A 13,355-nucleotide genomic window follows, 5' to 3' on the forward strand; every position below is an offset into this window, starting at 1 on the left:
CGTTTCAGTCCCATAGTCAATCTCCTTTGTTGCAGTAAATGCTATCAAAGGAGCGGCATCAAACCGCGACAGGTCCATTCTGCCAGCGATCCGGCAAAACTGGCCCCAACCAGCCGCATGGCCATCGCATGACAGGTGGAAACCGTGACGCCAAAGGCTTCATCGCCGATGAGGTGCCGCAACCGCGCCCGGATTTCGACCGCTGCGTGGCGGTTGTAACTCAGGACAAGGATGCTGCGCGGGTCTTCGCGGCGCACGCGGATCAGGTAGGCGATGCGGTGCACCAGAACCCGCGTCTTTCCGGAGCCCGGCCAGGCGAGAACAAGCACGTTCGTAGCGTCCCGGTCATCGGCCACGATCTTCTGCTGCACGGGATTTCCCAGAGCTTCGACCACAGCCGTCCAGGATTTCCCCGTTGTCTGGCGTTTGACCTCGGTCGTTCGCCCCTTCATCCAGCGACCCATGAAGCCCTCCTGATCGAGGGCAAAGTAATCCTCGGACAGGCGCATGGCATCGGGCATCGATGACAACCCGGTTTCCGCGTAAGCGGCCATCACATGGGTCTGCACCGTCTGTTCGTCGTAATGCTCTTGCAGCGGCGCGAAATCCTTGACCAGAAACTGCGTCTTGCCAGGCGCAAGCTGCACCGTCATCGCGGGCCGGAACACGGTCAGCCCCTTGCCCAGCGTCACCACGTCCTGTTCATGAAGCCACAACAACGCGCGGTCCATTAACCGCGTCATTTCTTTAACCTGCCCGCGTAGGAAGGCATCGCCCGTAAGGCTCGCCAGCATGTCGCCCAGCGTGGTTTCGACCTGCTGATCCTTTCCGCGCTGGCCCTTTTCAAGGCGTCCCAGCAAGTGCTCGACCAACGACTCACCGGCCTGCCTGCGCAGAGCGGCAGACTGTTCCAAAACCGACCACGCACGCTGCAATGCCACGAACAGTGTATCGCGCGACGACTTACGCAAGCGCACATTGCCCTTGCCACCATCTAGGTCACGGCCATCGCGAGCCATTCCCCGCAGCAATTTCTCTACGACGTCAGGGCGAACTTGGCTGTGCCCTGCATCTCGCAGTTTCTGGCACGCAAGTTGCAGGTTGAACGGCGTGCTGACCTGATCTTCGGCGTCTGGCGCTTCTTCTCGCATCAACGCGATGAGATCGATTTCCAGCCGCGTTGCCTGCGTCAAGCGCTTGCGGGAATCATCCGCAACCCCAGCGTGCACGAAAACTGTTACCGCCGTGTCGTTTCGCGCGATGCCGAGGCTTTCCAGATCGGCGAGCGCCTTGGTCAACTGACCGCCGGTCAGGCCGCTGACGCCCGTCAGCTCGTCGGTGGAGATTCCCTCGTCGGCCGGGGCATTCATCAGGTGGCGGACAAGGTCCATCAACTGTGTGCGCCGCGTCCCGGTGATTTCAGCGTTGTCGATCCTTGCTCCCGCCTCGTCGAGGCTGCGGACGCGTAGCGAAGACGGAAAGACCTGAACCCGGTTTTCCTCGCGGGATAGCAATTTGGCCTCTTCCAGCCAGGACAAGGCCGTTTTGACCCGTGTGTCATCCGTCGCGCTCTCGCGCTGAAACTCCCGCTCATGCTCCTGACGTACGATCTCGCCTGAGGTCGCGACGATCGTGCCCGTGCTGCGGGTGCGCTGGTCCATACGCCGAACGGCTTTTAGGATCGCACAGATTTCCTTCCGATCAAGTCGTGATCGCGCAGAGAGTTGGAACTGCCGCTCCACGTCGTCGGCGGCATAAAGCAACACGCAATTGGCATGATCCCGATCACGTCCCGCGCGCCCCGCCTCCTGCAAGTAATTCTCCAACGACCCGGGAATGTCGCCATGCACCACCAACCGGATATCCGGCTTGTCGATCCCCATTCCAAACGCATTGGTCGCAGCGATGACCCGCAAGTCGCCAACGCGGAATCGTTCCTGGATAGTCTTCTTCTCATCCGGTGTCAGACCCGCGTGATAGCGTTCCGCCGACAGCCCCTGTTGTTGCAGAAACTGCGCCACGTCTTCGGTTGATTTGCGCGTCGCACAATAGACGACAGCACCGGACGCACCCTCCGGTGGCAGGCGCTGTTCGATGACCTCCATGATATCGGCAAGTTTCGTCCGCTTGCCGGTCGAGCGGACCTCGAAACTCAGGTTCGTCCGAGACGCCCCGCCATCCAGCAGTAGCAGATCTGTCCCAAGCCGCTGGTGGAAATGATCCCGAATGTCGTGCACGACCTCCGGCTTGGCCGTTGCAGTCAGGCAGATCACCGGCGCCATGTCTTCGTCGCCCGCCGTTTCCCGAATGAACCGCGAGATGTAGCGATAATCAGGCCGGAAATCGTGACCCCATTTCGACACGCAGTGCGCCTCGTCGAGCACCCAAAGCCCAATCTCGCGCTGTTTCAAGACCGAGCGCACCGAAATGCTGCGCAACTGCTCTGGAGAGATGAGCAGCATCGCTGCGTCCCCCATGCGGGCTTTGTCCAGCGCATCCTGTCGTTCCGGCAGCGACAGCATCCCGTTCACTGTGACCGCCGATGATATGCCCGTGCGCTCCATGCCAGCCACTTGGTCAGCCATGAGCGCGACCAGTGGCGAGATCACGACGGTCAGCGCACCGGTCCGGTCAAACTTCGCCAGGGCCGGGATCTGGTAGCAGACGGATTTGCCCGTCCCGGTCGGCAGAATACCCAGCAGGCTGTTGCCGCGCATGCCTTCATCGACGATGCGTTCCTGCAGCGGTCGGCCGTGGGCATCCGTGGGCGTGGGACGAAAGCCATCGAAACCAAACCACCGCGACAGGGCTTTGACCGGATCGCTCTTCTCACGGCACCAGGCGCAGTCCGGCGCGTCGCAAGCGGTGTCGCGTAGGTCTTTGACCATGCGCGCGGCATTGGGGAACTGCATGCGCACCCAAGGCGGCATGACGGAATCCCCACCCGCGACTGAAATCCATGCCAGCGCGTAGGCCAGCGGCCATCCAGCCTGCGGTGAGCCAACGTGCTCCAACACGTGCCGCAGCGCCGTTCTGCAGGATTCACCTTCCAGCAAACGCCAAAGTGCCTGGCGCGCCTGTTCTGCAGAGGACACTTCAGCGCTCCGCAGGTAGGTAAAAAGGGCGTCGAAGCCCCGATCCTGCTCACTGCGTGTCGTCAGGTAGTGGTAGGCGGCCATCGCGTCCGGCGATTTCGCGTTCAATACGCGAAATGCGTCCAATTGGTTAGTCAGGACGTCGAAAACCAGACGCGCATCGGCCTCAGGGTCATTCACATGCTCCGAAAGCAGCCGACCATCGTGATAATGTTTGACGAGGCGGTGATACGGATTGCGTGGAAAGGCCAACGGGTTGAGCCACAAGGTATCGATCGGCGCCTTAGCAAGTTTCGCGAGTCGTGGCCGCATGGCCGCTAGATGCGGCAGATCGTGGTGCAGAATATTGTGCCCGATTAAGTGCTTCGTTTCGCCGAGGTTAGCCTCCAGCCAGTCCAACGCCGCATCCATGTCATTTTGACATCGGATGGCGGGTCTATCATCATGCCGCACTGCCGCCAGATCGAAGACCCTCGCTGTTCTGGGATCGACTTCGAGGTCAACTGAGAGGCATTCAGTTAGAAACTGATCAGAGTGTTGAGCGGATGTTTGCAGAGCGCACCGGTGAAATTTTCAAATCGATAACATATGTGGCCCACAGAACCCATCGTGGTCAAGCAAGACAGGCCATATCACTTTTCGAAGCAGCTATACCTGTGCTTCTGCCGCACCAAAGCGTTACGCAATTTTATCCAACCGTTATGCCCCGCCCCCCGGGAAATCTCTCAACGTGATGTAGGGTCTGCGCCAACTCTGAAGGAGCAAACAGATGCGAAAGAGCCGTTTCACCGAGGTGCAGATCATTGGGACGATCAAGGAACAGGAGGCCGGGATGCCGACGGCTGAGGTGTGCTGCAGGCATGGTCTGAGCACCGCCACGTTCTACAAGCTGAATGCCAAGTATGGCCGTATGGACGTGTCCGAGGCGGCGAGGCTGAAGGCGCTCGAGGATGAAAATGCCAAGCTCAAGCGGCTGCTGGCAGACACGATGCTGGACAACGTGGTGCTGAAAGACCAGTTGGGAAAGAACTGACGACATTGATCAAGCGGCCAGATGCGGCGCTCCGGGTGATGCGAGATCATGACATCTCGCAGCGCCGGGCCTGCAGGCTGGATGGTGTCGACCCCAAGACACTCCGGCGTGAACGCCCGCCGGACAGTGCCGATATCCGCAAGGAGATGCAGGAGATCGCCCCCAAGCGGCGCAGGTTCGGTTACCGCCGGATCGGCATGCTGTTGGAGCGCAAGGGCATGACCATAGCCACAAGAAGCTCTTCAGGATCTATCGCGAAGAAGGGCTGTCCGTTAAGCGGCTGCGTTGCCGGCAACGCGCACGTGGGACGAGGACGCCGATGCCGATCGCGGGGCAACCCAATGCGCGCTGGTCCTTGGACTTCGTATCCGACAACTTCAGCGCCCCGCGGAAGTTCCGGATCTTGGGGGTCATAGCCGGTCTCCTCATCAGTGTGGTTCATGCGAAACCACTGTTGAGACCTGAGACCCGGTTATGACCACCCGCTGCGCAATTTGAGGGCTCCGCGCGCGACGCGCTTGTGCAAACTGACAACGCAAAATATTAAATCCAAACCCGCAAACTCTCATTATGAACGAGGGACCAGCAGGGGGCAGGTCAGGATCGCAGCATTGAGCTGGGCTTCATCATGCCGCCCATGTCATTGATTTCGGACATTCCAGCGGGCCTGTTCGGCTTCTACTGCGAGATTGCGGATCGCGACCGCCGCTGTATTGCATCACAAACGTCGAACCGAGTTCCCGCCAGCTACGATCGAATTGATCATTTCGGCGACGGCCCGGTGCCTTTCCATTTCGCGTTCGGTGCCAATGGCATTCTCATGGGTCGCCGCAGCGTCACGAAGAACCCCCGCGATCTCGTGTTCCGGCAGCAACCCGCAATCGTTCATGGCAAGCAGGAGCGCCTCGCAGATCGATAGGGCGGCCTGGCCTGCATGTTCGCTTGCGTTGGACATCCGGGTTTCCTTTCTCGGCATCGTGAACCTGAGAGAAGATGAGATTCAGATGCATCCATACATCTCGCAGGATGTGCTCTATGCTGGACTGATCCAGAGCAGTGCCTGAGCTAATTTCTGCTCTTGGGTCACGACACGCCAGGAGGCGCTATGACATTAGTTGAACACAACCCCCTGACCCGCAAGCTTTCGGCCTTCGTCGCCCTGTCGGAGGTCGAGCTGGCCGTGCTTGAACGACTGCATAAGCGTCGCCGCTCGTTCGCCGCAGGGCGTGATATGGTTCATCAGGGCCAGTCGGCTCAGGCCGCTTATATTCTGTCCGCAGGTTGGGTCTGTTCCTACAAACTGCAGGCCGACGGGACGCGGCAGATCGTGGATTTCCAGGTGCCGGGTGATTTTTTAGGGTTGCGGAGCGTTCTTTTGCGCACGTCGGATCACAGCTTCGAACCCATCGTCGATATCGAGGCTGCGGAAGTGCTGAAGAGCGACCTTCTTGATGCATTCACGCAGACACCGCGCCTCGCAACCGCCATACTCTGGGCGGCGTCACGGGACGAAGCGATGGTGGTGGAACATCTCGTCGGAATCGGTCGCCGTGATGCGGATGCGCGCATGGCGCATTTCCTGCTAGAGCTGGGATCACGGCTTGCGTTGGTCGGCATGGGAACCAAGGATGGGTATGACTGCCCGCTGACCCAGTACCACCTTGCGGATGCGCTGGGGCTGAGTGCCATCCACGTAAACCGGGTTCTGCGGCAGCTTCGCGAGAGTGGACTAGTAACTTTTCGGGACGGCCATGTGAAGTTCCACAACTACGACGGGCTGATGGATCTAGCGGAGTTTGATCCGGCGTATCTGGATCAGAGCGGCCCGCTCCTCATGTGAGAGGGCCGCCCTCCCTTTTCGGCAGGCGGCCCAGGTGATCACATCAGCAGCTGGTTGTCACGAAAGCGCATGCTTCGCGGCGTCGAGTTCCTTGTTGGTCTCGGCGTCGTTCTTCGCTGTGTTTGCCTTCTCGGCTGCCTGATAGTGTTTCAGCGCCGTGTCCTTTTTCGGACCAGCGGGCGCCTTGTCCCACGCGGCCTTTACGGAGGTCATCTTCTCGGCAGTCTTGTTCTGTTCGGGAGTCATTGGGATTGTCCTTTCCTGGACGTTCCGAGAATAAGAAGCGCGCCGACATGCCGACCTTTTGAGGATCGACACGCCCACACGCTTCTCGGGTACTCGGAAAAGGTGTACCGCCAAATACTGGGCGGGCATGTCTCACCTAACCGGCATTGGCGCCACGCCGCACTGACGCAGGTTAGTCCCGGCGCACGCCGCAGTTCGATTGCTTCTGCGCTTTTCAAGTTACCACAGTTTGTTGGTGGGAAGTCCTCAGCCAACTGTTGTCATCGTTGAGGTAAGTAGAGGCACAGAGGGCCTTGTAGATTGGCACATCGGCCTTTTCTACCGAGATGCAATTAGGTGAGAATGGCGATTTTATGACACCGCATCACGCGACGTTCGGCCATGACAACGGTATGCCAGTCGGTCCTTTCACGAAGGTGGGTCCAGATCTAGTCGCCTTGAAGGATGCTGCGCGGATAAGGGAAGACCATGACGGCGTTGGTTGCAGTCGTTGCCCGCGCGTTGTCGGCGCCACTGGTCCAAAAGTGTTCCTCCATGTCCCAGAATATGCCCTGTTCGTGTAAGTGGAAGCGTATCGGACTTGTGCACTGCATGTTCCGGTCTCCTCACGGTCGCGGTTGAGGTGGTCATTCGCCTGACCCCGACCCGCCAACCATGAATATCTGAAACAGCACAAAGATGATCGCGAGTACCGTCCAGATCGCTCCGCTTTTTCCCGGGCGGTCCCGGGCCACCGTCGAGGCAACTCGCTTCAGGCTACTTGGTGACCGGCCTTCGGGAAGCAGCAGGCTCAAGTCTCGTGCGATCCTACCGTGATCGCTGGCGAGCGCGGGTACGTCCCGAAATCGGGCAAGCAGCGTTCCCAAGCGTGCCTGCGCAGCGTCGTGCCCCAGCACGACCAATTCAGCGGCTTCTTTCCATGGATCCAGGCCAAGCCGCGCGAGCGTAGAGAGCACAGTCACGACATAGCCGTTCCGGTCCTCGCCGACGGATGCATAGAGAAACCGATCAAACTCGGGCGGGTGCGGGTTGAGTACATTGGGGTCGGCCATAGCCAATCCTTTCAAGGGTTGCAGGAATGCAGATCATCCCTGTTTCCCAAATGATACGCTCAGGTCGGTTTCGCCGTCCTTACACAGGTCAGTGCGGGCGATTGCCCTCAGGGAGGTCGCAACGGGTTCTGTGCCCGGCACTAACATACGTCAGCATTGGTTGAACGATCCGGGCGTACAAGAGGGTAGTTCGACTGGTCCGTCCCCCATTCCAAGAGGCCGTCAACAGTGGCGTGCGACATATCTGCCAACATCGCGGAGAACAGAGATGAACATGCGGTCGATCAGATCGACGGTGACGTTTTCAAACCCGTTCACCTTGCCGGGATACCCGGCTGATTTGCCCGCGGGCGACTATGAGGTTCTCGTCGAAGAAGAGCTTCTCCAGGGACTGAGCTTCGAGGCCTATCGACGGACGGCAACCTACATGACTGTGCGCGGTAAGGGGGCTCACGCGGGGCGAAGTGAGCTCCGATTGACGACCGAGAGCGATCTTAAGGAGGCTCTGCGCCGGGATGCGGACACATCCGTAACAAACAATCACAGCGAAGCGGCGCTTTTTCCGCAGGAGGATAGAACGTGAATACTCCCGAATGGCTCAAACCCGGCATCTATGGCACGCTGATCGGCGCCGCTTTTGTCGGCATTGTCGGATTTTCCTGGGGTGGCTGGGTGACCGACGATACCTCAAACGACAGGGCGATGGCGATGTCTCACGACAAGGTTGTCGCGTCCATGGTCCCGGTATGCCTCGACATGGCGCGCTCTGACCCGTCCCGGGCAGACAAGTTGGAAGCGATCCGAGCCGCCTCGACCTTCCAGCGGCGCGACACCCTCATAACAGCTGGCTGGGCGACAATGCCGGGTACCGATGCGCCGAACCAGGATATCGCGCAAGCTTGCCTGGCAGCTCTCGATGTCGATGGATCATCCGTGCGCCCGGAAAGCGTGGTCGATGAAGGATGAACCGCGTCATGTCAATCGCGTCACTCGAGACGACAGCTATTGAAAGGCGTGTGCTGGCCCATGAACGGATTTTGCAAGCTTTGACCGCTTACATAGCCCGCACGGAGCTGCAGTTCATCGATCATTTGAGAGCTCGGTTCGTCGTGCCCATGCGTATGGCCCAGCACGAAAATGACCACCGCGAAACGGATGATCACGCCGAAGAATTCATTCGCGCCGTGATGCTCCTCGAAGAAATGCGCGCGCCCAAGCCGAAGGAGCCGGAAATGACCGTCAAGCCACCCGTGTCGCCCAACAGCAGCGGAGGACAAGGCTTTCCCATGTACCGGATAGCGCAGCGAGATGCGATTCATGTACGTGAAAGAAACGGCACTTGGGAAGCGCGGGTCGACGACAAGTTCTGCGGTAATTACCACCAGAAGGAACATGCTCTTGCGGCTGCGGCCTTGCACAAATTGTCGCCCCGATGATCGGGAACATTGATCCGACAGTTTCGCAGGACTTCTCGATCCTGGTGGCCGAGAACGAAGGCATGCCATCGAGATCGAATTCCTGGGGCTACCCGCCCGCGCCCAATCGATGGCTGACCGGAACGCTCACGCTTGGGCTATCGAAGACTCGCGCGGCAACCGGCGGACTCTGGTCCGCCAAGGAGCAGGCGGCGATGAAGCATCCCCTCGCGAGGCTGATCGCGAAGACGGCATTCATGGCCGGTGTGATCGCGTCCTTCGCCTTCCCCGCGCTTGCGCAGGATGGCACTGGGCCGATTCCGCAGGATGCTCAGGCGCCCAGCTATGGTGGCGGTTGCATCGCTATCGATCTGCCGGAGAACGCCTATCTCGACCGATCCGGAAACCGGTGGAGCTGTAATCGAGGCTTCCGGCTCTCCGATGGGATGTGCGTCCTTGCACGGTGATGCGGATTTTTCTCGTCGTGGCGAGTCCGGCATGCGCGTCAGCATCGGGTGCCGTCTGCGCTACAGATTCCCGCAGCCGACGCCACTGATTGCGATGCTGAACGTCCACTACTCGCGCTTTGGCGATCTGGAGCGTGCCGACTATCTCGTGACGCAGCCGAGCGTGCCGCTGGAAAGCTACCGCGACGGGTTCGGCAACTGGTGCACGCGGATGGTGGCCCCGGAGGGCGACTTCTGCCTGTCGACGGATGGCATCTTCCGCGACACGGGCCAGCCTGATCCCTCCATGCCCGGCGCGCGGCAGTACGCGGTTCAGGATCTGCCGTTCGAAACCCTCGTGTTTCTGCAGGGAAGCCGGTATTGCGATACCGACCTTCTGTCGGAGGAAGCGTGGCGCCTGTTCGAGGCCACGGATCCAGGATGGTCACGCGTGCAGGCGATCTGCGATTTCGTGCATGGGCATGTCCGCTTCGACTATATGCAGGCAAAGGCGACGCGCACCGCATCGCAGACCATGGCCGAGCGACAGGGCGTCTGCCGCGACTTCGCCCATCTCGCCATCGCCCTATGTCGTTGCATGAACATTCCGGCCCGCTACTGTACCGGGTATCTGAGCGACATCGGTGAACCTCTGCCTCATCCACCCGGAGATTTTGCCGCCTGGATGGAGGTGTTCCTTGCCGGAGAATGGCACATGTTCGACCCGCGCAACAACACGCCAAGGTTTGCGAGAATCTTGATTGCGCGCGGTCGCGATGCTGCCGATGTCCCTCTGACCCAGACATTCGGCCAGAACACGTTGTTACAATTCAAGGTCTGGACGGATGAGCTGGCCTGACTGCATTTGGCTAACTTTTCGATGCCCCATCGTAAAGCGGGCCGCCCACCCCCATATGTATAGTATCGACGCCAGGCATCCCGGTCCGACATGGACGAGGAGTTGGCGTCGCCTAATCAAAGGATTGATGAAATGTCCTTCAAGGACCTTACCGCGCGAGCTGCGGCCGCGTTAAAGCCGAAGCCGGCGAAGACAGCGGCGGCCCCATCCAAAGAGACCGATCCCAAGGCTGCTGGCACCGAAGCGCCGGCAAAATCCAAGACATCTTGAGACGTACACAAGGCGCGCGTCTTGTTTCAACGAGGGGCGCGCCCCACCCACAGCAACAAGGGAATGGAACGCGCCAATGGAAGAATTGACGAGCAAGACCGTCGCGGTGTTTTCCCGGCCATTCACCGTTCCAGGCTTTGACGAGACACTCCCGGCAGGAGAGTACGAGATCGAGACGGAATTGGTTTCACCTCCGGACCAACGAGATCCCGCAGCCTGGAGAGCCTCCGTCCTAGTGAAACTTCATCCCCGGACATCTCATCCGGGGCTTTCGCGGACTCTGGCCGTTTCCCTTGCCGATCTGGACCATGCACGCGCCAGGGACAAGCTAACGGGCAGAGCGTTGTCCGACGTCTTCCTTGAGGAAATGCTGGCTGACCCAATGGTGCGCCTCGTGATGGAGGCCGACGGCGTCTCTGCAGTGCATATGCGGCATCTCTATTCGAGGCTCCGGACGCCCCAGTCCGACAGGGATGTGCTGGACCGGAACCCGGCGCCTCTAGGTGGACGTGACATGGCGTCAATCCATGCCGCTGAAAACGAGGGCATGCTCCCACGACCGACAGGGACGTAGGCTGTACGTACAGAAGTCAGCGCGGATTCGATATGATCGCGAAAAAACCTTGGTCGACGTAGCATTTCCAAACATCGCCCGCGGATGCTACCATGATCGGTGTCGATCAGATCGTTGTCAGAATAGCTAAAGAAAGCAGGTCCTTTGCGCGCCGCAGTCCACTGGCTGGCTGGATCAGAGAAGGACGTGAACTTGGGCGCACCTCGCTCGCCGCGCCGAAAGCGGCCTCATCCAGCGTATCGAGATACTCCTTCACGGCGCGTGGCGCGGCATCGACATCAATGCGGTTGGCGTCCCATTCATCCTTTGGTGCAGAATGCTGCCGGTTGGCATTCGCCTCTATCAAGCTGGAATCAACAGCCATGCGTTGGCCGCTGACCAGACTTTCTTCGATGCCGCGGGCAACGGTCGTCTCAAACAAGCGACGCAGCAGTTCGCTCTCGCGGAAGCGGCCATGCCGGTTCTTAGAAAAGGTAGAGTGGTCAGGAATGCGATCATTCAGATCCAGACGGCAGAACCAGCGGTACGCCAGGTTCAAATGGACCTCCTCGCAGAGCCGCCGCTCGGACCGGATGCCGAAGCAATACCCTACAAGCAGCACCCGGATCAGGAATTCAGGATCGACAGAAGAACGCCCCGTGTGGCTGTAGAAATCCGCAAGATGGGTGCGGATGCTGCTGAGATCGACGAAACGATCAATGGAGCGCAGTAGATGATCTTGCGGGACATGATCGTCCAATGAGAACTCATAGAACAAAGCCGCCTACGCTTCTTGTCGTGCTCCCATCATCGCAGATCCTCCAACTAATTGAATCAGCAGTTCACGCCACGATCAAGGAATAGTTTTTCAACAAAATTAGACGGAAGTTTCGATCAACGCCATCGGCCCAAACCCGCCATTCACCCATGAATTGCCATTCTGCAATGTGGTCCTTCATTTCGGACATTTGCGCATGGTGCAGCATCTATGTGTCAAACATTAGCGATGGGCTTGGCATTTTTCATGATTGCTGCCAGCCCTTGAGGCAACCAAATGGATCGCGAACCTGATATCGTTGTTTCAAATGCCCCGCTGCGCGTGATTGACGATGGGGTGGGTCTTTCAGGGGGTGTCTGTCGCTCAGCTGCGCTTTGGTGGCCACAGGTGTTGTAAATATATTGACCTAAGGGAAAGAAACTTGACAGGCTGCGGGCGGCCCCAATAACACAAAAGTGTATCTGCGCCTGGTGATATCCGGGTCGGCCGCAGCATGCGCATTTTGTGTAGTATTTTGAATTCATTGGCCATTAAATTCATTTATCCGACGTGTATTTCGTAGGGTTTTACGCTGAAATCCATATGATCCTGCGCCTCGGCTGTCGCGAGAAAGTTCACTTATGAAGACTATCATCTGTCGCGGATCGAGTTCATCGGTCTACGGGCCGTCACTGCTGCGCATCGCCCCCCTCACACCACAGGCCTATCAGGGCACGGCATCTGTCAGACGCCCGCGGGCACAGGTGACCGGGTTTCATCGTGTTCTTGCCGCGCGTTGCGGCTTTCCATTCCGTGCGCGAATGGTCTTACGCAGTGCCTTGCTGTCCGCGACGGCGCTGGTGACGGTTGCGGCACCGGGGTGGGCCGAGTCGATTGATGATGGGGCCGTTGAGATTGTGGACGGAAACGGGCTTGCAAGCGGAGGTGCAGGGGGGACAGGCACGCGGCCGAGCCCTTGGGATGTTGGCGACGATTTGTTTGTCGGCGATTCCTCGACCGGCGCGCTCCAAATCATTGCGGGTGGCGCGGTCAGCGGTAACGACGGCTATATCGGGGGTAATTCAGGCTCGACCGGCACGGTGACGGTGACGGGAGAGGATTCAAGCTGGACGAATACTAGCTATTTACACGTCGGCAATTTAGGCACGGGTACGCTCAACATCGAAAATGGTGGTGTGGTCAGCAGCAACTATGGCTATATCGGCTTATTAACAGGCTCCGAAGGCACTGTGTCGGTAACCGGGGCCGGGTCAAGCTGGACGAATGCGGCTAACCTTATTGTCGGCGAGTTCGGCACGGGGACGCTGATCATCGCAGAGGGTGGCGCGGTCAGCAGTGCTGATGGCATTATAGGTCATTATTCAAGCTCCACTAGCACAGTGACGGTGACGGGAGAGGATTCCAACTGGGAGAATACGGCCAGACTCACTGTCGGCAGCCAGGGCACGGGGATGCTGACGATTGCGGAGGGTGGCGCGGTCAGCAATCTAGAAAGCTTTATCGGCTCAGACGCAAATTCCATCGGCACGGTGTCGGTAACCGGGGCCGGGTCAAGCTTGACGAATGCAGATAAGCTCACTGTCGGCAACCAAGGCACGGGGACGCTGACGATTGCTGATGGCGGGTCGGTACAAGTAGGAGGTGTGGCGTACGTTGCACTTGGTGGCACGTCCAGCGGCACGCTCAATATCGGTGCGGCGGCGGGTGACGCGGCTGTGGCCGCGGGGACGCTAGAGGCCTCGACTGTGGTGTTTGGCGCTGGCACCGG

Annotated in this window: 9 protein-coding genes and 4 pseudogenes; 8 read left to right on the forward strand and 5 right to left on the reverse strand. The window is 59.1% G+C overall.

The window, feature by feature from the left end:
• Window positions 1-77 precede the first annotated feature (77 nt).
• Window positions 78-3,557 (reverse strand): annotated as a pseudogene (locus tag ACJ5NV_RS20065) (RecQ family ATP-dependent DNA helicase); the annotation flags it as partial.
• Between the two features lie 307 nt (window positions 3,558-3,864).
• Here ACJ5NV_RS20065 and ACJ5NV_RS20070 point away from each other — a divergent pair.
• A pseudogene (locus ACJ5NV_RS20070) lies at window positions 3,865-4,543 on the forward strand (transposase); the annotation flags it as partial.
• 303 nt (window positions 4,544-4,846) lie between these two features.
• Here ACJ5NV_RS20070 and ACJ5NV_RS20075 read toward each other — a convergent pair.
• Window positions 4,847-5,083 (reverse strand): hypothetical protein, encoded by a 237-nt coding sequence (locus ACJ5NV_RS20075; RefSeq protein ID WP_411646624.1) that lies wholly within the window; start codon window positions 5,081-5,083, stop codon window positions 4,847-4,849.
• A gap of 150 nt (window positions 5,084-5,233) precedes the next feature.
• On the opposite strand from ACJ5NV_RS20075, the gene ACJ5NV_RS20080 reads away from it, so the two are divergent.
• Window positions 5,234-5,968, forward strand: a complete 735-nt coding sequence (locus ACJ5NV_RS20080; protein WP_411646626.1) for a Crp/Fnr family transcriptional regulator — start codon at window positions 5,234-5,236, stop codon at window positions 5,966-5,968.
• A 57-nt stretch (window positions 5,969-6,025) separates the two neighbouring features.
• Here ACJ5NV_RS20080 and ACJ5NV_RS20085 read toward each other — a convergent pair whose 3' ends face one another.
• Window positions 6,026-6,214 carry a hypothetical protein gene (locus ACJ5NV_RS20085; protein WP_411646628.1) on the reverse strand — a complete coding sequence of 63 codons (189 nt, stop codon included), beginning with the start codon at window positions 6,212-6,214 and terminating at the stop codon, window positions 6,026-6,028.
• Between the two features lie 626 nt (window positions 6,215-6,840).
• Complete coding sequence (locus ACJ5NV_RS20090; RefSeq protein WP_411646630.1) at window positions 6,841-7,266, reverse strand: hypothetical protein; 426 nt, start codon at window positions 7,264-7,266, stop codon at window positions 6,841-6,843.
• A gap of 268 nt (window positions 7,267-7,534) precedes the next feature.
• On the opposite strand from ACJ5NV_RS20090, the gene ACJ5NV_RS20095 reads away from it, so the two are divergent.
• From ACJ5NV_RS20095 to ACJ5NV_RS20115, 5 genes are read left to right on the forward strand one after another with little or no spacing between them, the layout of a single operon-like run.
• The gene (locus tag ACJ5NV_RS20095) at window positions 7,535-7,849 is read left to right on the forward strand and encodes a hypothetical protein (RefSeq protein WP_411646631.1); all 315 of its coding nucleotides are present in this window, start codon (window positions 7,535-7,537) and stop codon (window positions 7,847-7,849) included.
• Window positions 7,846-8,232: a hypothetical protein gene (locus ACJ5NV_RS20100; protein ID WP_411646633.1), complete on the forward strand. Its 387-nt coding sequence runs from the start codon at window positions 7,846-7,848 to the stop codon at window positions 8,230-8,232. Before ACJ5NV_RS20095 ends, ACJ5NV_RS20100 begins: the two co-directional genes overlap by 4 nt.
• A gap of 8 nt (window positions 8,233-8,240) precedes the next feature.
• Entirely contained in the window at window positions 8,241-8,702 is a 462-nt protein-coding gene (locus tag ACJ5NV_RS20105; RefSeq protein ID WP_411646635.1) for a hypothetical protein, read from the forward strand.
• On the forward strand, window positions 8,699-9,148 hold the full coding sequence (locus tag ACJ5NV_RS20110; protein ID WP_411646636.1) for a hypothetical protein: 450 nt from the start codon (window positions 8,699-8,701) through the stop codon (window positions 9,146-9,148). Before ACJ5NV_RS20105 ends, ACJ5NV_RS20110 begins: the two co-directional genes overlap by 4 nt.
• Before the next feature lie 31 nt (window positions 9,149-9,179).
• A complete protein-coding gene (locus tag ACJ5NV_RS20115; RefSeq protein WP_411646637.1) occupies window positions 9,180-9,986 on the forward strand; it encodes a transglutaminase-like domain-containing protein in 807 nt (268 codons plus the stop codon).
• Between the two features lie 927 nt (window positions 9,987-10,913).
• Here the strand turns inward: ACJ5NV_RS20115 and ACJ5NV_RS20120 are convergent.
• Window positions 10,914-11,587: pseudogene (locus ACJ5NV_RS20120) on the reverse strand (transposase); the annotation flags it as partial.
• A gap of 620 nt (window positions 11,588-12,207) precedes the next feature.
• Between ACJ5NV_RS20120 and ACJ5NV_RS20125 the strand changes: the two are divergent.
• Window positions 12,208-13,355 (forward strand): annotated as a pseudogene (locus tag ACJ5NV_RS20125) (hypothetical protein); the annotation flags it as partial.

The organism is Loktanella agnita (assembly GCF_046640325.1).
GTDB lineage: Bacteria > Pseudomonadota > Alphaproteobacteria > Rhodobacterales > Rhodobacteraceae > Yoonia > Yoonia agnita.